Source organism: Flavobacterium sp. NPDC079362, assembly GCF_050267765.1.
GTDB lineage: Bacteria > Bacteroidota > Bacteroidia > Flavobacteriales > Flavobacteriaceae > Flavobacterium > Flavobacterium azizsancarii.
Map to the genome: position 1 here is coordinate 78667 of NZ_JBNNFM010000022.1, position 22942 is coordinate 101608.

The 22942-nt window shown below is 34.6% G+C and carries 16 protein-coding genes; 13 read left to right on the forward strand and 3 right to left on the reverse strand.

What is annotated here, in order from left to right; all coding sequences use genetic code 11:
* Nucleotides 1-190 precede the first annotated feature (190 nt).
* The gene (gene uvrA / locus ACQKCJ_RS17275) at nucleotides 191-2986 is read right to left on the reverse strand and encodes an excinuclease ABC subunit UvrA (protein WP_271336422.1); all 2796 of its coding nucleotides are present in this window, start codon (nucleotides 2984-2986) and stop codon (nucleotides 191-193) included.
* A 196-nt stretch (nucleotides 2987-3182) separates the two neighbouring features.
* Between uvrA and ACQKCJ_RS17280 the strand changes: the two genes are divergently transcribed.
* The 9 genes from ACQKCJ_RS17280 (at nucleotide 3183) to ACQKCJ_RS17320 (ending at nucleotide 17689) form a co-directional block, all read left to right on the forward strand.
* Entirely contained in the window at nucleotides 3183-5984 is a 2802-nt protein-coding gene (locus tag ACQKCJ_RS17280; RefSeq protein ID WP_338083386.1) for a triple tyrosine motif-containing protein, read from the forward strand.
* A 241-nt stretch (nucleotides 5985-6225) separates the two neighbouring features.
* Nucleotides 6226-9291 carry a SusC/RagA family TonB-linked outer membrane protein gene (locus ACQKCJ_RS17285; protein WP_427402536.1) on the forward strand — a complete coding sequence of 1022 codons (3066 nt, stop codon included), beginning with the start codon at nucleotides 6226-6228 and terminating at the stop codon, nucleotides 9289-9291.
* An 11-nt stretch (nucleotides 9292-9302) separates the two neighbouring features.
* On the forward strand, nucleotides 9303-10802 hold the full coding sequence (locus tag ACQKCJ_RS17290; RefSeq protein ID WP_271336424.1) for a RagB/SusD family nutrient uptake outer membrane protein: 1500 nt from the start codon (nucleotides 9303-9305) through the stop codon (nucleotides 10800-10802).
* Nucleotides 10803-10814: 12 nt separating this feature from the next.
* A complete protein-coding gene (locus tag ACQKCJ_RS17295) occupies nucleotides 10815-12410 on the forward strand; it encodes a hypothetical protein (RefSeq protein ID WP_427402537.1) in 1596 nt (531 codons plus the stop codon).
* 11 nt (nucleotides 12411-12421) lie between these two features.
* Nucleotides 12422-14083: a family 16 glycosylhydrolase gene (locus tag ACQKCJ_RS17300; protein WP_427402538.1), complete on the forward strand. Its 1662-nt coding sequence runs from the start codon at nucleotides 12422-12424 to the stop codon at nucleotides 14081-14083.
* Between the two features lie 84 nt (nucleotides 14084-14167).
* On the forward strand, nucleotides 14168-14926 hold the full coding sequence (locus tag ACQKCJ_RS17305; RefSeq protein ID WP_271336427.1) for a glycoside hydrolase family 16 protein: 759 nt from the start codon (nucleotides 14168-14170) through the stop codon (nucleotides 14924-14926).
* Between the two features lie 333 nt (nucleotides 14927-15259).
* Nucleotides 15260-15844 (forward strand): RNA polymerase sigma factor, encoded by a 585-nt coding sequence (locus ACQKCJ_RS17310; protein WP_271336428.1) that lies wholly within the window; start codon nucleotides 15260-15262, stop codon nucleotides 15842-15844.
* Between the two features lie 51 nt (nucleotides 15845-15895).
* Entirely contained in the window at nucleotides 15896-16039 is a 144-nt protein-coding gene (locus tag ACQKCJ_RS17315) for a hypothetical protein (protein WP_167443809.1), read from the forward strand.
* Nucleotides 16040-16624: 585 nt separating this feature from the next.
* Nucleotides 16625-17689 carry a hypothetical protein gene (locus ACQKCJ_RS17320; protein ID WP_271336429.1) on the forward strand — a complete coding sequence of 355 codons (1065 nt, stop codon included), beginning with the start codon at nucleotides 16625-16627 and terminating at the stop codon, nucleotides 17687-17689.
* Nucleotides 17690-17703: 14 nt separating this feature from the next.
* Here ACQKCJ_RS17320 and ACQKCJ_RS17325 read toward each other — a convergent pair whose 3' ends face one another.
* Nucleotides 17704-18381: an endonuclease III domain-containing protein gene (locus ACQKCJ_RS17325; RefSeq protein WP_427402539.1), complete on the reverse strand. Its 678-nt coding sequence runs from the start codon at nucleotides 18379-18381 to the stop codon at nucleotides 17704-17706.
* A gap of 324 nt (nucleotides 18382-18705) precedes the next feature.
* On the opposite strand from ACQKCJ_RS17325, the gene bcp reads away from it, so the two are divergent.
* Nucleotides 18706-19158 carry a thioredoxin-dependent thiol peroxidase gene (gene bcp / locus ACQKCJ_RS17330; RefSeq protein ID WP_427402540.1) on the forward strand — a complete coding sequence of 151 codons (453 nt, stop codon included), beginning with the start codon at nucleotides 18706-18708 and terminating at the stop codon, nucleotides 19156-19158.
* A 253-nt stretch (nucleotides 19159-19411) separates the two neighbouring features.
* On the opposite strand, the gene ACQKCJ_RS17335 is transcribed toward bcp, so the two are convergent.
* Entirely contained in the window at nucleotides 19412-20872 is a 1461-nt protein-coding gene (locus ACQKCJ_RS17335; protein WP_271336433.1) for a TonB-dependent receptor, read from the reverse strand.
* Between the two features lie 90 nt (nucleotides 20873-20962).
* Between ACQKCJ_RS17335 and ACQKCJ_RS17340 the strand changes: the two genes are divergently transcribed.
* Genes ACQKCJ_RS17340 through ACQKCJ_RS17350 form a run of 3 tightly spaced genes read left to right on the forward strand, consistent with a single transcriptional unit; the run spans nucleotide 20963 to nucleotide 22722 of the window.
* Entirely contained in the window at nucleotides 20963-21727 is a 765-nt protein-coding gene (locus ACQKCJ_RS17340; protein WP_271336434.1) for an MBL fold metallo-hydrolase, read from the forward strand.
* A gap of 13 nt (nucleotides 21728-21740) precedes the next feature.
* Complete coding sequence (locus ACQKCJ_RS17345) at nucleotides 21741-22244, forward strand: hypothetical protein (RefSeq protein WP_271336435.1); 504 nt, start codon at nucleotides 21741-21743, stop codon at nucleotides 22242-22244.
* A 46-nt stretch (nucleotides 22245-22290) separates the two neighbouring features.
* Nucleotides 22291-22722, forward strand: a complete 432-nt coding sequence (locus ACQKCJ_RS17350) for a hypothetical protein (protein WP_427402541.1) — start codon at nucleotides 22291-22293, stop codon at nucleotides 22720-22722.
* Nucleotides 22723-22942 lie beyond the last annotated feature (220 nt).

The following is a 22942-nucleotide window of genomic DNA, read 5'->3' on the forward strand; positions in this document are numbered from 1 at the left end:
GGCTTAATTATTTTTATTTGTCTGTCCGGCTAAGCGAAGTCGAAGCTTTACGTGATGCCCTTCGACCACTTTGCGGTAAATGTTATTTTATATTATTTTTTTTAGAATAAAATTATACCTCAGGGTAATAGTATCACAGTAAGTTCAGTCTGAAAAACTTAGAACAACCTTAGAGACTTAGTAGCTTTTTTTACAATTTATCTTTCAAATAAATCCCTGTAATTGATTTTTTCTCTTTTACAATATCTTCCGGCGTTCCCACGGCTAATAAATGCCCACCGTTTTCTCCACCTTCAGGACCTAAATCAATAATCCAATCTGCACATTTTATCAGGTCAAGATTGTGTTCGATTACAATTATCGAATGTCCCTTTTCTATCAAAGCATCAAAAGAAGCTAATAGTTTTTTGATGTCATGAAAGTGTAAACCTGTTGTAGGTTCATCAAATACAAATAAAGCTTTGTCTTTCGTGGCGCCTTTTACTAAAAACGAGGCTAATTTGATACGTTGTGCTTCACCACCGGAAAGTGTCGATGAAGATTGTCCTAATTGTACATAACCCAAACCTACATCCTGAAGCGGCTGTAATTTTTGAGTAATTTTTGTTTGTTTGTTTTTATTAAAAAAAGCAATTGCATCATCGATAGTCATAGTTAGAATATCGTTGATATTTTTATTGTCAAAAGTAATCTCTAAAACTTCTTTTTTGAATCGTTTTCCTCCACAAGTTTCACAAGGCAATGATACATCGGCCATAAAGACCATTTCGACATTTATAGAGCCTTCTCCTTTACAAGTTTCACAACGGCCTCCATCAACATTAAAAGAGAAGTGTTTCGCCTGATATCCTCTTATTTTTGATAATTTTTCTTTGGCATACAGATCACGAATTTCATCGTAAGCCTTGATATAAGTTACCGGATTTGATCTTGAACTTCTTCCAATTGGGTTTTGATCAACATATTCGATATGTTTGATCTGCGAAAAAGAACCTTTTATTTCGCTAAACTGACCTGCTTTTTCAGATGCATTTTCCAGCTTTTTCTGCATCGCCGGAAATAGGATTTTCTTAATCAATGTACTTTTCCCACTTCCCGAAACTCCCGTAATTACAGTTAAAACGTCTAAAGGAAACGTAACATTAATATTTTTTAAGTTATTTTCTCTGGCACCAACAATATCAATATGATTTTTGAATTTTCGTCTCTTTTTAGGAACTGAAATTTCTAAATCGCCATTGAGGTATTTTGCTGTTAATGAATCTGATTTTAATATTTCTTCATAAGTTCCCTGAGCGACTAAATGACCACCAAAAGTTCCTGCTTCAGGACCAATATCTATAATCATATCGGCAGCTTTCATGATATCTTCATCATGCTCAACAACAATCACTGTATTTCCTAAATCACGAAGCGAAAGCAAAACCTTAATTAATCGCTCTGAATCTTTTGGGTGCAAACCAATACTTGGCTCATCGAGAATATACATAGAACCCACCAAACTGCTTCCTAATGATGTAGCAAGGTTAATACGTTGCGATTCTCCTCCGGAAAGGGTTGCCGAATTTCGATTTAAAGTAAGGTAATCCAGACCAACTTCTGTCAGGAAAGACAAACGATTATTGATTTCGACCATTAAACGTTTGGCAATTTGCTGTTCGTAAACATTAAGATCGATGTTTTTGAAAAAAGTAACCAAATGTTTAATCGGTAAATCAACTAAATCAGAAACCGTTTTACCATTTATTTTTACGTACGAAGCCTCTTCACGTAAACGTTTTCCGCGACAAGCGTGGCATTTTGTTTTTCCGCGATAACGGGACAGCATCACACGATTTTGAATCTTATAATTTTTTTCTTCCAGTTCTTTAAAGAAACCGTTCAGACCCTGAAAATAGCCATTCCCTTTCCATATTAAATCCTTTTGCTCTTCAGAAAGTTCAAAGTAAGGTTTATGAATAGGGAAATCAAATTTGTAAGCATGTTTGACCAATTCATCCTTGTACCAACTCATGCTGTCACCTCTCCACGGGTATATTGCATTTTCGAAAACAGATAAAGAAGTATTAGGAACAACCAAATCAGCATCAATACCAATAATATTTCCGTAACCTTCGCAAACTGGGCAAGCTCCGTAAGGATTATTAAAACTGAACAAATGAACATTTGGCTCCAGGAATGTGATTCCATCCAATTCAAAATTATTCGAATACGTAAATCTTTTATCTGAGTTTAACTCCTGTAGGTAGCAAATTCCTTTTCCTTCAAAAAAAGCAGTTTGTACAGCATCTGCCAATCGATTATAAAACTCTTCTTCGTCTTTGACAACAATCCTGTCAATGATTAGTAAAATATCTTTATTGTCTAATTTGTGTAAATCTGTAGGCGTAAAATCATCCAGACGCACCATTTCGTTATTGACCAAAATACGGGCAAAACCTTGTTGCAGCAAAACTTTTAGTTTATCTTCTAATTGTCTTCCTTCTTCTAAATGAATAGGAGCAAGCAACATCCATTTGCTGTCTAATTCCAATGTTTTTACATCGGCAACAACATCAGTAACCGTGTTTTTTTTAACTTCCAATCCTGAAATTGGCGAATAAGTACGTCCAATTCTTGCGAATAAAAGTTTAACGTAATCGTATATTTCAGTCGAAGTTCCAACAGTCGAACGTGCATTCGTTGTATTTACTTTTTGCTCAATGGCAATTGCAGGTGCAATACCTTTTATGTATTCTACTTTTGGTTTGTCTAAACGCCCTAAAAACTGACGCGCGTATGATGATAAACTTTCAACATAGCGGCGTTGTCCTTCGGCATACAAAGTGTCAAAAGCCAAACTTGATTTACCTGATCCTGAAAGACCTGTAATAACGACAAGTTTATTTCTTGGAATCGCAACATCTACATTTTTTAAATTATGTACCTGCGCTCCTTTAATTATAATATTATGTTTTGGGTCGAGTGTAGAAAGATCAATTTGCATAAAAAAAGTCAATTTTTACAAAAGTAATCAATTTTGAATTGAGTTTTGTTAATGAGATTGTTACAAATTTTAACAGATTTACATTGAAGGAAAATGGTTTTAGGATTGATATTTTTTTTACTAAAAACTTGTTGGTTCATTATAAAATAAGCTATTTTAGAACTGTTTTTGTAATAAATTAATACCACGGCTAAAATTGAAGACTAAATTTACTATGCTGCTTTTTTTAATGAGTTTTCTCTTGTTTTCTCAGGAATTTCCGCCCATTGTCAAGTATTCATCAGCTGTTTATGGCGCCGGAAATCAGAGTTGGATGATTGCTCAGGACGATCAAAACTATATGTATTTTGCTAATAATGACGGGCTTTTAGAATACAATGGTACAAATTGGCAGTTATATCCTACAGCCAACGAAACTATTATGCGATCTGTAAAAGTAATTGGGAACAAAATTTATACAGGCTGTTACATGAATTTTGGGTATTGGACAAGACAAGCAAATGGCAAATTAAAATATACTTCGCTTAGTGATACTATCAAAAATAAAATTTTAGATGACGAGCAATTCTGGAACATTCTTAAGTATGATCATTGGATTTTGTTTCAATCCTTAAACCGAATTTATATCTATGATACAAAAAACGGAAAATTTAAAATAATTGCACCTAAAAATGGTGTGGTAAAGTCGTTTGCATCTAAAAATGCCATTTATTTTCAAACGCTTAATGAAGGGCTTTTTGAGATCGAAAGCGGAATAGCTAAATTGGTTTCTGATGATCCGATTCTTAAAAGGTTTACGATCGTTAATATGTTTACGACAGAAGATGGTTTGCAGATTCAAACACAATTAGACGGGATTTATAAATTGGCAGGAAAAACTTTGACACGTTTTACTACGGATGTTGATGCGGAATTAAAATCGAGTTTTGTTTACAGCAGCCAGCTTTTGCAGGACGGAAGTTTTGCATTGGGAACGGTTTCTAACGGAATCTTTATTTTATCTGATAACGGAAAATTGAAATATCATATTTCGCAAAGTAAAGGGTTGAGCAACAATACTGCTTTATCACTTTTTGAAGATAAGGATCAGAATTTGTGGGCTGGACTTGATAATGGCATCAATTGTATCAATATCAATTCGCCGGTACATAGTTTTACAGATGATACCGGGGTTTTAGGAACAGTTTATGCTTCGGCCACTTTTAATGGTTTGTTGTATGTGGGAACAAATCAGGGATTATTTTGTAAAAACATTCAAAGTAACTCTGAGTTTAAATTCATCAATGGAACAAAAGGTCAGGTTTGGTCTCTTTTTATATTTGACAACACGCTTTTTTGCGGGCATGATTCGGGAACTTTTATTGTGACAAATGATTCCGCCAGAAGTATATTTTCAGGATCGGGAACCTGGAAATTTGAACAGGTTCCAAATTCGAAGACCCAATTGCTTCAGGGAAATTATTACGGAATTTCGGTTTTAGAAAAGGTAAACAATCAATGGAGATTCAGAAACAAAATTCAGGGGTTTGATTATTCTTCCCGTTATTTTGAAATCACGGATAATTATGATGTTTATCTAAGTCACGAGTACAAAGGAGTTTTTAGATTAAAATTAGATCAGTCGTTGTTGAAAACTCAAGGTTTCTATGCTTATAAATCTCCCAATAAAGGAAAAAATGCAAGTTTGACCAAATTTAATAATCAAATTTATTATGCTTATAAAGGCGGTATTTTTAAATTAAATCCAAAAACAAAACAGTTTGAGAAAGACAATCTGCTCAGTTCTATTTTTGAGAAAGACGAATATACATCCGGTAAATTAATTGTTGATAATTCTAATAAAATCTGGTTATTCTCTAAAAATTACATTCATTATTTTTCTGCCAGTAAATTGAGCAATCAATTAAAACAGAATATAATCCCAATTCCGTCATCGTTAACCAATTCGATGCTGGGTTTTGAGAACATTACTCAAATCTCAAAAACGACTTACTTAATAGGTACTACTGATGGCTATTATACATTGAATATTGAAGATCTGAGTTTTAAAAATTATACTGTTTTTATAACGGATATCAGCATTAATAAACAAAATGAAATTTTAAAAAATGTAGCAATCAGCAGTGAAGGAAGTTTTCATGCCAATGAAAATAATATCACATTAAACTATACAGTTCCGGAATATAATAAGTACATCAACTCAGAATATCAATATTGTCTCGAGGGTTTCCAGAACGAATGGAGCGAATGGAGTACAAAGGCGACTGTGAATTTTAAAAATCTTTCTCCGGGAAAATATACATTTAAAGTAAGGGCAAAATATGCCAATACTATCTTGCAAAATACAGCCACTTATACCTTTGTTATTTTAAAACCCTGGTATCTGACAAATCTGGCCTGGTTTATTTATTTTCTTTTAATGTGTGTACTGGCTTATTTTATCAATAAATCATACAGAAGTTATTATCAGAAACAAGAAAAGAAGTTAATTGAAGAAAATAACCTTTTATTGGAAATTAAAGAACTAGAAAACGAGCAGCAATTAATGAAACTTCGCAATGAGCAGCTGTCTCAGGATGTTGATAATAAAAATAGGGAACTGGCAGTTTCGACAATGAGTTTAAACAGCAAAAATGAATTGCTTGCGTTTATAAAAGAGGATTTAAAGAAAACAAATCAAAACGACAGTAATAACATAAAATCTGTAATAAGCACCATTAACAAAAATATTACCGAGGAAGATTCGTGGAATGTTTTTAAGGAAGCATTTGATAACGCCGATAAAGATTTCCTTAAAAGAATCAAACAACTTCATCCCGTATTAACCCCAAATGACCTGCGACTTTGTGCGTACCTGAGATTGAACCTTTCATCTAAAGAAATTGCTCCATTGTTTAATATTTCAGTTCGAAGCGTAGAGATAAAAAGGTATCGTTTGCGTAAAAAAATGGATTTACAGCACGAAATCGGTTTAGTCGAATACATTCTGGCTGTATAGTACATCAACAAACGACTCAAAAAAACTATACATTACCTCAACATTAACTATTTGTTGTGAATTCACTACAAATATGTTAAATAAATTAACATTCATGATTTATAGTTAAATAAGGGTATTTTTTAAGAAATGTTAAATGTACACAGGCTTTTTTTATGATGTATGTTTTTTGTTGTGGTTAATTTTGTTGTTTTCCTAAAGAGTTATGATAAATTTATCTTTCAATAAAAACTAACTAATTATGAAATCCAAATTATTACTAACCGTACTAATTCTGTTTACATCTTATGCGTTTTCGCAGTCCCTTGATGTAAGCGGAACAGTACTAGATGGCTCAGGATTATCACTTCCTGGCGTAAATGTAAAAGTTAAGAGTTCTTCGCAAAGTACAACCACAGACTTCGACGGATCTTTTAAATTATTAGATGTTCCAAAAGGAACAACAATTGTTTTCAGTTATATAGGTTTCAGAACACAAGAAGTTGTGGTTTCAGGAACCAAGATAACAGTAAAAATGAGCGACGATGCAAGATCTCTTGATGAAGTCGTAGTTATAGGTTACGGAACTCAAAAGAAAAGAGAAGTAACCGGAGCTGTTTCTGTAGTAGACAGCAAAACGCTTGATATCCTGAAACCAGCAAGAATCGAGCAAGCACTGCAAGGAACAATTTCAGGTGTAAATGTTACGACACAATCAGGATCGCCGGGCGCAGCTCTGGATGTTCGTATTCGTGGTATAGCTACAAATGGTCAAAACGGACCCACTGCTATTATCGATGGTTATGTGGGAGATTTAAGTATACTGAATCCAAATGATATCGAAACGATTACTGTATTAAAAGATGCGCAAGCGGCTATTTATGGTACTATTGGTGCAAACGGAATCATTTTGATTACCACTAAAATGGGTAAAAAAAATTCGAAAACAAAAATATCTTTTAATAGTTATACCGGATTTCAGGAAGCTTCAAGAAAGTTACCAATGCTAGATGCTACTGAATATGCTTTGTTACTAAATGAAAGTTATGCCAATGGCGGGAAAGCACTTCCTTATCCAAACGTAAGCGGTTTGGGCAAGGGAACGGACTGGCAGAAAGAAGTTTTAGGCAAAGGTGTTCCAATATTAAATAGTGATCTGACTATTTCAGGAGGTTCTGATAAAATTACCTATTCAATCAGTGGTTCCCATTTAGATCAGGAAGGTATTGTAGGCGAAGGTAAATCGGGTTATTTAAGAAATACTGCCAGACTAGCATTAGGAGCTGACTTGAGCGATAAGTTTAAAGTAAAAACAAATGTTATCTATACTTATTTCAATAGAAAAACAATTAACGAAAATGGATTAGGATCTGTTTTATTTAATGCTTTAAATATACCTGCAACTCTTACACCTTATGATGCAAATGGCAATTTTACATTAGTGCCAAGCACAACAGGATTAGGAACAGAAATAATCAATCCGTTAGCACAAGTTGCGAATACGTACAACGATTACAATTATAAAAAACTAAATGGAAATTTTGGACTTGATTATAAAATTTTCAAAGGATTTGTATTAACAAGTTCAATTGGTTTTAATACTGCCAATAGCGAAGGTAAAAACTTTAGCCCACAAATAAGTTATGGCGGAAAAGTGTTTGATGTACAGAGAAGTTTTGTAACTCAAAGAACAGTAAATGACAATGATTATTCTTTTGACCTTTACGGAACTTATACTGCAAAAATAGCAGAAAATCATAATATTACGGCGACAGTAGGAAATACCATTTATAAACAATGGGGAAATTCAGCAGTTGCAACAGGTTTTGATGTTCCTAATAATTCCTGGGATTATGCAGATCTTTCTTTAACAAAAGGAATCTCGACAGCTCTTAATACCGGAGGTTATGTTTACGATCAAAGAAGACTTTCTTATTTTGGAAGAGCACAATATGATTATAAAGGAAAGTATCTTTTTTCAGCAATGATCAGACGTGATTCTTCGACAAAATTTGGCCCAGGCAATAAAGTGGGATATTTCCCTTCTTTTACCGGAGGTTGGGTAGTTTCTGATGAAGGCTTCTTTGGAGAATCAAAAACATTTAATTTCTTAAAATTAAGAGCCAGTTATGGTACATTAGGAAATGATCAGATTAAAAATAATGGTTTTTTAAGTATTCTGGACGGAGAAGCTACTTATGTTTTTGACGGGGTTTTAGTAAATGGAATGGCGACAGGACAAATTCCTAACCCGGATTTGAAATGGGAAGAAGCCAGAAAGTTTGATGTTGGTTTAGATTTAAGATTAATCAACGATAAAGTTTCGATTGTAGCAGATTATTTTATTGATACACGAAAAGATTTATTAATACCAGGTATACCGGTTTCAGGAATTGTAGGAATTGGTGCTCCTGGAGCAAGTGCCCCAACAATGAATGCGGGAACAGTTAGAAACTCAGGATTAGAATTTGCAATAGATTACAAAGAGAAATTTTCAGATTCTTTTTCTATGAGCGTTGGTTATAATGTAACCTTTCTTAAAAACGAAGTGCTGGAAGTAAATAACGGAACTGGATTTATTGAGCAAGGTGGTTTTGGAGTAGGACAACCGGCAGCTTCAAGAATGGAAGCCGGAAAACCAATAGGATATTTTTACGGATATAAAACAGATGGTATTTTTCAGAATCAGGCAGAAGTTGACGCTCATCCATCGCAATTAGCTTTGGGAGCAAATGGCTCACCCGGCGATATTCGTTATGTAGATGTAAATGGCGATGGCGTAATCGACACTAAGGACAGGACCAATATTGGAGATCCGATTCCTAATGCCACAATGGGATTCAATATACAGCTGAATTATAAAAACCTTGATTTTGCACTTTATAGTTTTGCCTCAATAGGAAACGATATGGTACGTAATTACGAAAGAGTCCTTTCTGATGCCAATCGACTCGATTATGTTTTAGACAGATGGACAGGTGAGGGAACAAGTAATTCTGTGCCAAGAGTAACCACAGGAGCAACAGCAAATAATGTTCTTTCAGATTATTATGTTGAAGACGCTTCTTATTTTAGAATTCAAAACATACAAGTGGGATATACAATTAACCCAAAGGTGACTCAAAAAGCAGGGATTACGAAACTAAGACTTTATACGGGAGTAAACAACCTGTACACTTTTACCAAATATAAAGGTTTCGATCCGGGTGCTTCATTTGGACCTACAAACCAGGATGGAGTTTCTCAGTCGCCAATAGGTGCCGGAATCGATTACGGGTTTTATCCTGTTCCAAGAACCTATTTATTAGGTCTAAACATTAATTTTTAATTTCAATTAAAATGAAAAAATATTTATTTACAACCATTATAACGCTAACTCTGTTCTCGACAATAAGTATTTCTTGTTCAGATGAGTTTGTTGATCCAAAACCGAAATATTCTATAGATTCTGAAAACTATTTCAATTCTAAAGAAGATTATGAGCAGGCACTAATTGCAGCTTATGACTTGTTGCAATCTACTTATGCAAATGTTATTTTAGGAGAAATTGCTTCAGACAATACATTGGCCGGAGGAGAAAGCCCAACAGACGTAATTGGCTGGCAGCAAGTAGACGATATGATTCATACACCGATAAACAGCAATGTAAGAGACATCTGGAATTGGATGTTTGCAGGAGTTCAAAGAGCGAATTATATTCTTGAATTTAAAGATAAAACAGATTTTGAGGGAAAAAACCAACTGCTTGCAGAAACTCGTTTTCTAAGAGCATATTACCAGTTTGAGTTAGTGAAATGGTTTGGTGGAATCCCGATGAAAGCAGATGCCAGATTTAAAGTTGGAGATGAAAAAACAACACCGCGCTCATCAATTGCTGAAGTTTATGCCTCAATCGAAGCTGATTTAATTTTTGCGTCGGCTAATTTATCTCCAACAGCATCTCAAAAAGGGAGAGTTACAAAAGGTGCTGCTCAGGCATTACTAGGAAAAGCATATTTGTATCAAAATAAATATGTACAAGCCGCAGCATCTCTTGATGCCGTTATAGGTTCAGGAAAGTATGCATTACAAACAGATTTTGATGCCATGTTTGAATTAGCCGGAGAAAACGGACCGGAGTCTGTTTTTGAAGTACAGTATACAGATGTAGAAGGAGCAGCTTTTACTTGTTTGCAATGTAGCGAAGGGAATGTTGCAGTAGGTTTTAGCGGAATCAGAAATTATTCCGGCCCATTATTTTCTTCCGGATTTAGTTTTAATATTCCAACCCAGGAAGGCGCTGATGCTTTTGAAGCGGGCGACAAACGTAAAGATGTTACGATATTGGATATCGCAGCATGGGCAGCAGCAAATACAGCTTATGATAATGGAAAAGGAGTAACATTTGGAAAAGGAAATGAAGACACCGGTTATTTTAACAGAAAGTATTTGCCTAGAAAAAGAAGTGCAGAAGCACAAGGAGATTTAAATCTGACAAATCCAAACAACTACAGAGCAATCCGTTATGCCGATGTGTTATTAATGGCAGCAGAAGCCTATAACCGCGGTGGAATTGATGATACAAAAGCAAAAAATTACCTAAATCAGGTAAGACGCCGTGCTTTTGGAGATCTTAATCACGATATCTCAGCTTCAGGAGCAGCACTTACAGATTTTATTTTAGCCGAAAGAAGAGTAGAGCTTTTTGGCGAAGGACATCGTTTCTTTGATTTAGTAAGAACCGGAAAAGCAGTTGGGAAAATACCGGGTTTTAAAGCGAACAAAAACGAATTATTCCCATTGCCAATCGAAGAAATTCAATTTGCAAGCGGAAACTGGCAGCAAAATCCTGGATACTAAAAAAACACTATTATGAAAAAATTACATTTTATTATAAGCATTTTCGTTTTTACAATTCTTCTGAGTTGTTCAAGCGACGACAGCAATCTTGATTTAGAGGGGTTAAGTGCACCAACAAACATAGCTGTTTTGACTACTGTAACTCAGGATAATTCAGGTAAGGTAACTTTTACGCCAACCGGAGAAGGAGTTACCCAATACAAAATAAACTACGGAGACGGATCTCCTGATTCAGATTATTTTTCGACAGGAGCAACTACAACCCATACCTATAAAGAAGGCGTTTATAAATCTAAGATTATAGCAATGGGAGTTACAGGAAAAACAACCGAAATCAATAAAGATGTTATTGTTTCGTTTAAATCTCCTGAAAATCTTGTTGTAGTAATTACAAATGATGTATCAGTTTCTAAAAAAATAACTGTTAAAGCAACGGCCGATTTCGCTTTGTTTTATGATGTTTATTTTGGAGAACCGGGCACAACAACTCCAGTTTCAGTCAACAATGGCGAGTCAGTTTCATTTACGTATAAAGAAGCCGGAACATACACAGTTCGTATAGTTTCAAAAAGTGCTGCCATTAAAACCGTTGAACATACAGAGCAGATTACAGCAATATTAATAGTTAATCCAACTGCTTCAGCTCCAACTCCTCCAAATAGACTGGATGCCAATGTAATTTCTATCTACAGTTCGAAATATAAAGATGTAGAAGGAACTGATTTTAATCCAAATTGGGGACAATCAGGGACTTTGTCAGAATTTGAATTGGCGGGTGATAAAATGCTGAATTATACCAACCTAAATTATCAGGGAATTGAACTAAAAGGTGTGACAGTTGATGTTTCAGCAATGGATTATATTCATATGGATATTTGGACAGCAGATTTAGAGAAACTGGATATATTTTTAATTAGTAAAACGAATGGAGAAAAAGCGGTTAGTAAAAATCTAACAGCGAATCAATGGACAAGTGTTGATATTCCGATTTCGGCTTTTACAAGTCAGGGATTAACGGTGGCTGATATTTTTCAACTAAAACTAGTTGGAACTCCTGCAGGTAAAAATGTATTTATAGACAATATTTATTTTTATAAACTGCCAGCTCAATCTGTATCATTACCTCTTGATTTTGAATCTGCTGATTTAACTTTTGGCTGGGGCGGATTTGGTAATGTAGATGCTTCTGTAGTAACAAATCCTAATAAAACCGGAACGAATGTATCTGATAAAGTAGTTAAGATAGATAAAAAATCACAAGCAGAAACCTGGGGAGGAGCAAGTTTAAATCTTGAAAGTACGCCTGATTTTAGTAAAGGAACAAAAATAAAAGTAAACGTTTGGTCGCCAAAAGCAGGAGTTGATATATTGTACAAAATGGAAGTTTCGACCTCGCCAAAAGACGGGAATGGTAATCCAACAGTATTTATAGAAGTACATGCAACAACAACAGTTGCCAATGCCTGGAATGTTTTGACATTTGATCTTACGAGTGCGGCTGATTTTAGTGCTAATAATAAATACGACAGAGTAATTTTATTTCCGGACTTTGGAAAAGCAGGAACAGGAGATACTTATTACTTTGATGATATAAAACAATCCAATTAAAATAAAAAATCATGAGCAAAAAAATAATTATAAATATCGTATTACTTTTTGCACTGGTGTTAGCAATAAGTTGTCAAAATGACGATCATTCTTTTGGAGATTTGTCAGCACCAGCGAATCTGAAGATTACGGCTGAAATCATAGGGAAAACTGCCGCTGCTCCCAACGGAGACGGATCAGGAATGGTAAAGTTTACTGCAAAAGGAGACAATACCGTTTCGTATAAATATGCCTTTAGCGATGGTACATCAGAGAATTCTCCAAGCGGTATATTTACAAAACGTTTTACAAAAACAGGATTAAATAAATATACAGTTACCGTAATCGCTTCAGGAAGAGGTGGTGTAGCCACCAATATAACGACAGAAGTCGAAGTATTGAGTAACTTTAGAGATGATGAAGCCGTTCAGCTTTTAACTGACGGAACTTCTAAAAAATGGTATTGGTCAGCTTCTGAGCCGGGACATTTGGGAGTAGGTCAAAATAATGGAGATGCTACCAAAAATTATTTTCCAAATTATTATTCAGCAGGAGTTTGGGAAAAAGCAGCATCGCCGGCAAGCAGCTGTTTGTACGATAATGTATTGACATTCTCTAAGGATGGTGACGCATTAAAATTTGAGTTAGATAATGGTGGTTCAACATTCTTTAATGCTGCTTTTGCGAGTGTAGCAGGAGGAAGCTCGCCAAGTGATATTTGTCTGGCATATAATGCGACTGGTAAAAAAACAGTTTCATTAAGCCCTTCAGAGTCAGTTGTAATGGCAAATCCAAATCACGCAACACAAACCAGAGGTACAACAATGAGTTTCTCTGATGGCGGATTTATGGGTTACTATATTGGTCAGAATTCCTATGAGATCCTGTCTATTACAGCCAATAGAATGGTCGTAAGAGCAGTTATGGGCGGTGATCCTTCATTAGCCTGGTATCATATCTTTACTACTGTAAAACCTAGTCAGGCACCTCCTGCAGAATATACAAAATTAGTATGGTTTGATGAGTTTAACACAGACGGTGCTCCGGATCCTGCTAAATGGACTTATGATTTGGGTAAAGGTGACAGCGGTTGGGGAAATAATGAGAAACAAAATTATACCAACTCAGCAACAAATGTGATTGTTCAGGGCGGAAGTTTAAAAATTACAGCTAAAAAAGAAGCTTCTGGCGGAGCTGATTATTCGTCGGCAAGATTAAAAACTGATGGTAAATTTAAATTTACTTACGGTAAAGTCGAGATAAAAGCTAAACTTCCAATTGGTGTAGGAACATGGCCGGCAATTTGGATGTTGGGATCAAACTATGCGACAAAACCCTGGCCAGCCTGTGGTGAGATCGATATAATGGAACATGTTGGAAAAAATCAGAATGTTATTCTAAGTACACTTCATTATCCTGGACATTCAGGAGGAGACGGTAATACAGGTTCTAAAACAATACCAAATGTTTCGACAGAATTTCATGTTTATAAAACAGTTTGGAGTCCTGCATCCGTACAAACGTTTGCAGATGATGTTCTAATTCATTCCGTTCCTAATGACGGCACTTTGCCTTTTAACAGCGACTTTTTCTTAATCCTGAATGTTGCTATGGGAGGCAATCTGGGTGGTATTATTGATCCTGCCTTTACACAATCTTCTATGGAGGTTGATTATGTGAGAGTATATCAATAATTTAGATTAATTAGTAAGAATGAAGTGAGAAGGTCAGTTAAGGCTGGCCTTCTTATTTTTTTTTCGAAATTTTAAAAGAAGACAATGAAAAAAGTAATTACACTATTAATGATTTCCAGTTTTTGTTTTGCACAAGAAGTAAAAAGGAAATTAGTTTGGGAAGAGAATTTTAATAAAAAAGAAGTTAACGAAGCTTTTTGGAATTTCGAAGTTGGTGATGGTTGTCCGGACCTATGTGGTTATGGCAATAATGAAAGACAGATTTATACCAAAACAAATCACGAAATCAAAGATGGAAATTTAATTATCGAAGCCAGAAAAGAAGGCAGCAAATATACATCGACTAAAATAACAACTAAAGGCAAAAAAGAATTTAGATATGGCCGAATCGAAGCCAAGGCAAAACTGCCTGTTGGTCATGGTCTATGGCCTGCATTCTGGATGTTAGGCGCTAATATTGATCAGGTAAAATGGCCAAAAACCGGAGAAATAGACATTTTAGAATATATAGGCAGAGATCCGCATATGGTGTACACCACTTTGCATACCCAAGACAGCCATGGTAATACCATTAATACAAAAAGAACTCCTTTTCCTAATATAGAAGAAGGATATCATGTATACGCAATTGAATGGACAAAAGATAAAATTGATTTTTTTGTAGATACTACACTCGTTTACACCTTTAATCCCGAAGTAAAAAACGAAGACACCTGGCCATTTGATAAACCATTTTATATTATAGTCAATTTAGCGATAGGAGGAAATTTTGGAGGTCCGGAAGTAGATGATACTGTACTGCCTCAAAAATACTATGTCGATTATGTTCGTGTTTATCAATAAAAGAATGTTCGACTGAAAAACTGTAATTAAATCAGATATGAACGTCTTAATTGTTTTATTATTAGGTGTTTATATCTGTTTTTTTTGTATTAAAAAAAGAAGGTGAATGAAGCTTTTTTAGCAATATGAGGTCTGAAATCATGTTTGTACAACAAAAATTAACGTTTTATTGTTAATTATTGTTCCACTTGTTTGCTTTTTAAAATAATAATTTGTTAAATTTGGTCAGAATATTAACATAACCACATAAACCCAAAAGAGACGCCTATTTTATAAAACTACTTTTTAGAAAATTACTCCAAATTTTAAACAGAAAACTAAAAAAGTAGTACTATGGCTGATCTGCATATTCCAGACGCTCTATTAGTGAAAAATTATGTCGATGGCAACGAAAACGCCCTTTCGACATTAATTAAAAGACACGAGTCTAAGATATATGGATTTATATATTCGAAGATTGCTGATAGAGATATTTCAAATGATATTTTTCAAGATACTTTTATTAAGGTCATTAAAACCTTAAAAAGTAATTCCTATAACGAAGAAGGTAAATTCCTGCCTTGGGTAATGCGTATTTCCCACAACTTAATCGTAGATCATTTTCGTAAAACCAAAAAAATGCCAATGTACAGAGAAACCGAAGAATTTTCGATTTTTTCTGTAATGTCTGACGATTCTTTGACTATCGAGAACAAAATGATATTCGATCAGGTCGAAGTAGACCTGAAAAAGATAATTGAAGAGCTCCCGTCAGATCAAAAAGAAGTTTTGGTAATGCGTATGTATCAGGATATGAGTTTTAAGGAAATATCTGAAATTACGGGTGTTAGCATTAATACAGCATTAGGAAGAATGCGTTATGCACTAATGAATTTAAGAAAAATAATTGATAAACATCAAATTATTTTAACCAACTAATACTATTTTAAGTAATAGCCCGTTATACTATAATAAAAACATTTTGATAGTATGGCAAAAATTTACTCTAAAAAGGCATTAGCTTCTAAAGATTTAAAACCTAAAAAAGAAGTTGTTTCTTTTTTACTTAATTATTCACAAGCATTAACAGTTGTGAAAATTGAGAATAAGAGTTTTGAAATTATAGCTAATTAAACAGCCCACTATATTTGTCGGATGTTTATTTCGAAAGAAAAACCAAATGGTCGTTTTGGTTAAAAAGCTCACTATTTGTATGCAAATACAGATAGTGAGTTTTTTTATGCGCTTAAGGCATCCCTTTACTTTTTAATAGTTTATAAAACCATTACATCAATTTAACAATGAATTGGTATATAGGTTTGTGAAGAGTGTTTTGTTAAAGTTTAATATTTTTATCTAATATCAAATATTTATTTTATATTTAGCTTTATTTTAGTTAAAAAACGATTTTTTATTCAATTAAATTGATGTATAAGTACAGTTTATGTATTAAAAAACTTTCAATATGTATAAAACTAAATTGTTCTAATAAAAATAATAGTTTAACCAAAACCAAATCATCTATGACCAAAAACTACCCTAACCCTGTTTTGTTTGTTGTCTATTTTAATATTTCGTAAAGAATATTAGAAAAGAGAGTGTTTATTAAATATTGACAAGTAGTAAAGGTGAAAATTTTCAACCTTTTAAATCCATGTTTATAATAAGCACTCCATAAGTAGTACCCTTAATCTATTTAACAACCAAACCTATCAGAAAATGAAAAAGAGCCTTAAAACCTTATTAGTGCTACTATTGCTAAATACCGGAGCACATGCTCAAAAAGAAGAAATTAAAGAAGCACAATCCTATTTAGCCAAAGGAAAAACTCAGGAAGCAGTAGCTATTTTAAAAAAAATAGAATATCTCGTCATCAATGCGCCCGTTGAGGTAAAGTCAGACTTCTACTTTACAAAAGGAAATGTTTACAAAGACTTAGCAACTAAAAATATAGATGCTGCAACTAATTTTGCTTTAGCAGTAGGAGCTTATCAGGATGTATTATTATACGAGAACGATTCTCAGATTTATAAATATGCCTTCAAGGCAAGTGTGGCACTAAAAGAGATGAAATCTAAATTGGTAGATGGCGCTTACAACGATTTTAAAGCGGAGAAATTCAAAGAAAGTGCAGACAAAAGTTATGAAGTTTACCTGTTCGACAAAAAAGATGTCAGAAATTTATTTAATGCAGCCTCAGCTTCTTTATCAGCTAAAGATTATAAATCAGCCATTAAATATTTCGAGGAACTTAGAAAGCTAAATTATACCGGTGAAGGAGTTCTTTTTTACGCAACCAATAAAAAAACAAAAACAGAAGAAGCTTTTGTTTCAATGAGCGCCCGGGAAGCTGGTATTCAGGAAGGATTATATGAAAAACCAAGAAATGTAAATCCACCCTCAAAAAAGGAGGAAATTATGACTTCTTTAGCCTTCTCATATATGGAAACTAATGATTATTGCAGTGCTGAAAAATATTTTGAAGATGGCTTACAAGTCAATCAAAATTGCATAACCTGTTATATTAATCTGGCTTATATAAAAATAGAGTTCAAAAAAGAATTACTTGATTTGATGGGCACCTTAGGAAACAGCCCTAAAGAAATGCAGCAATATGATAAGTTAGATGCCCAAAAAGATGATATTGTAAAGAGCGCCATTCCGTATCTTAAAAAGGCACTAACCATCGAGCCAAAAAACGAAAATGCTACAAAATCACTACTCGGTATCTATAGATCGCTCAATATGACCAGCGAATACAATACACTTAAAAGCAGTATGTAAAAACGAAATAGAAGCTACTTAACAATCTTTTTAGTAGCTTCTTCCTTTTTAGTTGCTTCTTCGATCAACGATTTTTTCCCAACAGTTCTCGTAATAATATCTTTCTCTAAACTCCATCCTCTTGCAGGCGAATACTCACGTCCGTACCAGATAATTTGTAAATGTAAATCATTCCATAATTCTCTAGGAAATAATCTTTTAGCATCTTTCTCAGTCTGCACCACGTTTTTGCCATTCGATAGATTCCATCTTAACATCAGCCTGTGAATATGCGTATCAACCGGAAAAGCAGGAACACCAAAAGCCTGAGACATCACCACACTGGCAGTTTTGTGTCCTACAGCAGGTAATTCTTCAAGAGCTTCAAAACTCTGCGGAACCTTTCCATCATGTTTGTCAATCAAAATATGCGATAAACCGTGAATTCCTTTCGATTTCATAGGCGACAAACCACAAGGACGAATAATTTCCTTTATTTCTTCGACAGACATTTTAATCATATCATACGGATTATCAGCCTTTGCAAAAAGTATAGGCGTAATCTGGTTCACACGTACATCCGTACATTGAGCCGAAAGTAGAACCGCAATCAACAGTGTATAAGGATCTTTATGATCTAATGGAATGGGTATAGTGGGGTAGAGTTCTTTTAACGTATTTATAACAAATTGTACGCGAGCTTCTTTATTCATTTCCGTATTTTTAATCTCGTAAAAATAGTATAATTTTAATGATGTGCCTAATCCAGTTTTTCGTTGCAACTCCTCGTTGTGGCAATAACATTTTTAAGCATTCGCAAGAGCTTCCGTTGGTCGCTTTGCCAATACAAAAAATGTAAATTACCGCAACTCCGGGGTTTTCACTGCAATCTGGGGCATGAAAAAAAGTTATAAGTAAAAAGTTAAAGGTTGAAAGGTATTGACTAAATTAAATCTCTAGTCTACTTATTTAAAATCTATGTTCTACATTCTTTTTTCTAAAATCTAAAAAATCTAACAATCTAATAATCTAAATAAATGACAACATTAAAAGCAGGTGATAAAGCTCCCGATTTTTCAGGAGTAGATCAGGACGGAAAAACACATAAACTGGCAGATTACGCCGGAAAAAAAGTGGTAGTTTTCTTTTATCCAAAAGCAAGTACGCCAGGATGTACAGCAGAAGCATGTGACTTAAGAGATAATTTCGAACGTTTTAAAGCCAATAATTACGAACTTCTGGGAGTAAGTGCTGACAGTCAGAAAGCACAGCTAAAATTCAAAGACAAATATGAATTTCCTTTTCCTCTATTAGCAGATGAAGATAAAACTGTAATCAACGCATTCGGAGTTTGGGGACCTAAAAAATTCATGGGAAAAGAATATGACGGAATCCACAGAACAACCTTCGTAATAGACGAAAACGGAATTATTGATGAGGTTATCGAAAAAGTAAAAACAAAAGAACACGCAGCCCAGATTTTGAAGTAGAAATTTTTGTTTCAGGTTTCAGGTTGCAATTTTGACGTGTAATTTTGGTATGGTTTTACCGCAAAGTACTCTAAGTTTTTTTGTTCCTAGTTTTATGAAAAGTAAAGTTCGCAAAGCTTTGTGTTGAAAAAGCTTTGCGAACTTTACTTTTTTTTTAAACTTACGCATACAAAATTTAGCGTGCTTTGCGGTAAAATTTTTATTCATTCAGAGCCTTAAACAAAAAAAGTCCCTAAATAAGGGACTTTTTTCTTTAAGTATTTTGTTCTAATTCTTTCTGCGGATGATATCCAAAAAGATGATGTTCTTTTATAATTTCGGCAATACCAGACGGAAGCATCGGTTCCCAACCTGGTTTTCCCTGATTGATCATTTTTAAAACCTCGCGGGAGAAAACTTCTAAATTGTGCGGATCATAATCAGCAATATCAACCACTTTTCCGTTGAATTTAAAGAATTTATACAATTCTTTCATTCTAGGATGTACCTTTAAGTTGTTAGAGTCCATCAAAACGCCATTGTCATCTAACATCGGATATAAGAAAACTTTCATATCTCTATAGAAAAGTTTTCCAAAGGCTTCCAGGATTCCACCGCTTAAATGACGGTAGTACTTCTCATCAAAAATATCAACTAAATTGTTTACACCCATTGCCAATCCCATTCTGGCCTTAGTATAATTAGCAAAGTATTCAACCACTTTATAATATTCCTGAAAGTTTGAGATCATTACAGTCTGGCCTAGTGAACAAAGCAATTCGGCCCTGTCCATAAAATCACGTTCATCAATTTCACCATCAGAACGTAAATTCGAAAGTGTAATTTCAAAAATAACCAGTGTATTATCTTTCTCAACCTTATTTTCCTCAAGAAACATTTTAAGCGATTTCTCGTACATGTCCATGTTTACTTTTGTAACCGGACGAAAACTTCCTCTAAGAGCAAGAAGGTTCTTTTTGTATAAGATAGAAGCCGGCAGAATGTTTTTTCCTTCAGGATTGAACATTACCGCATCAGTCATTCCGTTTTTGACCAATTGCAAACTAACCAAACGATTGTCAACATCTGCAAAACGAGGTCCTGAGAAGTTAATAGTGTCAATTTCGAGTTGGTCTTTGTCTAAGTGATCGTATAGGTAGCGAAGTAATCGTTTAGGATCGTTGTATTTGTAAAAAGCACCGTAAATAAGGTTTACTCCTAAGATCCCCAGTGTTTCTTGTTGTAGTCTGGCGTCAGTTTCTTTAAAACGAATGTGTAGAATAATTTCGTTGTAAGCTTCATCAGGTTCAATTTGGTATCTGATTCCAACCCAACCGTGGCCTTTAAATTGTTTGGCAAAATCTATAGTTGCAACAGTATTGGCATAACTAAAGAAGAGTTTGGTAGGATGTTTTTCTCTGCTTAATCGTTCTTCGATTATTTGACCTTCAAGAGTCAGCATTTTTTTTAATCGCTCTTCCGTTACATAGCGGCCATCACTTTCAACTCCATAAACGGCATCACTGAAATCTTTGTCATAGGCAGACATTGCTTTTGCAATTGTTCCCGATGAACCTCCGGATCTGAAAAAATGCCTGACCGTCTCTTGTCCGGCGCCAATTTCAGCAAATGTTCCGTAAATATTCTCGTTTAAATTAATGCGTAACGCTTTGTCTTTTATGGAAGGAATCTGTTCGATGACCTTGTCACCTTTGAGTTTTATTTCTGTACCCATTTTATTTTAAATAGATTTGTTACAAAGTTAGCAAATTAGGCTTCTAATGAAAGAGAAATAATCCTATTTTTGTAAAAAAAATAAGTTCAATTGAAGGTATATTTTTTAGGTACAGGTACTTCCCAAGGCATTCCGATCATCGGAGTCGATCATCCTGTTTGCAAAAGCACTGATGCTAAGGACAAAAGGCTTCGCGTATCCATCTGGATTACGTGGGGCGAACATTCGTATGTAATAGATTGTGGACCCGATTTCAGGCAGCAAATGCTTTCGTGTGGCTGCAGACATCTTGATGCAATCCTGTTTACACACGAACATGCAGATCACACGGCAGGTTTAGACGATATTCGCCCGTTTAATTTCAGGCAAGGCGAAATTCCCGTTTATGCACATCAGCGAGTGATCGATAATCTAAAACGACGTTTTGATTATGTTTTCGAAACCGTAAACAAATATCCGGGCGCTCCAAGCGTTAAAACGATAGAGGTAACAAATAACCAACCTTTTGCCGTTGGCGATAAAATAGCTATTCCGGTCAATGTAATGCACGGCGATTTACAGGTTTTTGGTTATCGTATTGATGATTTCGCTTATCTCACCGATGTTAAAACCATTCACGAAACGGAAGTCGAAAAACTAAAAAATCTTAAAGTTTTAGTGGTAAATGCTTTGCGTGTAGAGCCACACGATACACACTTTAATTTGCAGGAAGCACTGGATTTTATCAATTTAGTAAAACCTGAAAAAGCTTATTTAACCCACATTAGCCACGTTTTAGGCTTTCATGAAGAAGTACAAAAACAATTACCTAAAAACGTATTCCTGGCTTACGATAACTTAGAAATTACAATTTAATTATACCATAAAAATGAAAAAATCCTTAATGCTTTATCTTTTTATCCTTGCGATACTTATGAATGTCTTTACTTATATGTTTTACAGCAGAGAAGTAAAATTTGGGCAGGAAAGATATGATAAAACGACTAAGAAACTAAGAGACAGTATTAATTTAGTAACAACGCAGTTGGCTGATGCTAATTATTTTTCTCTGGAACACAATGAAAATGCACAAAATTATTTTGATAATACCGCTTCAGGAGGAAAAGTAATTTTATACGAAAAATTGATTCCCGTGGTAACAGAAAAGTTATTGGATTTGAATGCGAACCCAAACGGAAACCCTTATACAGGTCAGGATAAAATAGGCCCAAACAAGTTTATCATTAATAAAGTAAAGATTTTAAACCACAGATGGATTATAGCTGATTATAGCAATGGTGAATTATGGGGAGAAGTCTTATTAAAGTATTTTGTTGATAACGATGATAAGATTACTTTTGAAGTAAATCAAACCTGGTTGTATCAGAAATAGTATTTAGAAGGCTATTTTTTATCACCACTTTTAAAAAATAGAGTTTATGAAAAAGATATTTTTATTTTCGATTATTATTGGTCTTTCATTTTCTTGCGCTAAGAAAGTTTCAGAAGAAAGTAAAACGCCAAAAGAACAAGAACCAAAACCAGCTGTAGTAGTTGGTGGAGATTCAGATGCTCATGGTTGCAAAGCTTCTGCAGGTTATACATGGTCAACGCTCAAAAATGAATGTGTACGTCTTTTTGAAGTGGGTACCAAATTAGCTCATGCTGAAGATGGAAAAAAATATTCGACAGTTGCCTACGTAATTTTTGACGGGAATAAAGCCGAGCTTTTCCTTGATACTCAAAAAGAGCCCATTCTTTTAGAAAGAAAATCAGAAGGTGATTCCTGGCTTAAAGACGATTATCAATTGATTCCCTGGAAAGGTTATGTGCTGAAAAAAGCAGATAAAATTATTTATACCGGAGAATAATTAGTTTACAGTATTCAGTCGCAATTTTCAGTTTGAAGATTGCGGCTTTTTTGTTGTGTGCCCAGCATGGGCGATAACTCTAGGGTGTAAGTCCCGAACACGCCTTTACAGTGGGAAGTGTTAGTTGAATGCAAGGGTGTCCATCGCGAGGTGGAATCTGAAGGAAGCAGTAGGCAAACTCTTGACCTGACGAACAGAAACTATATAAAAGGCCAAAGAT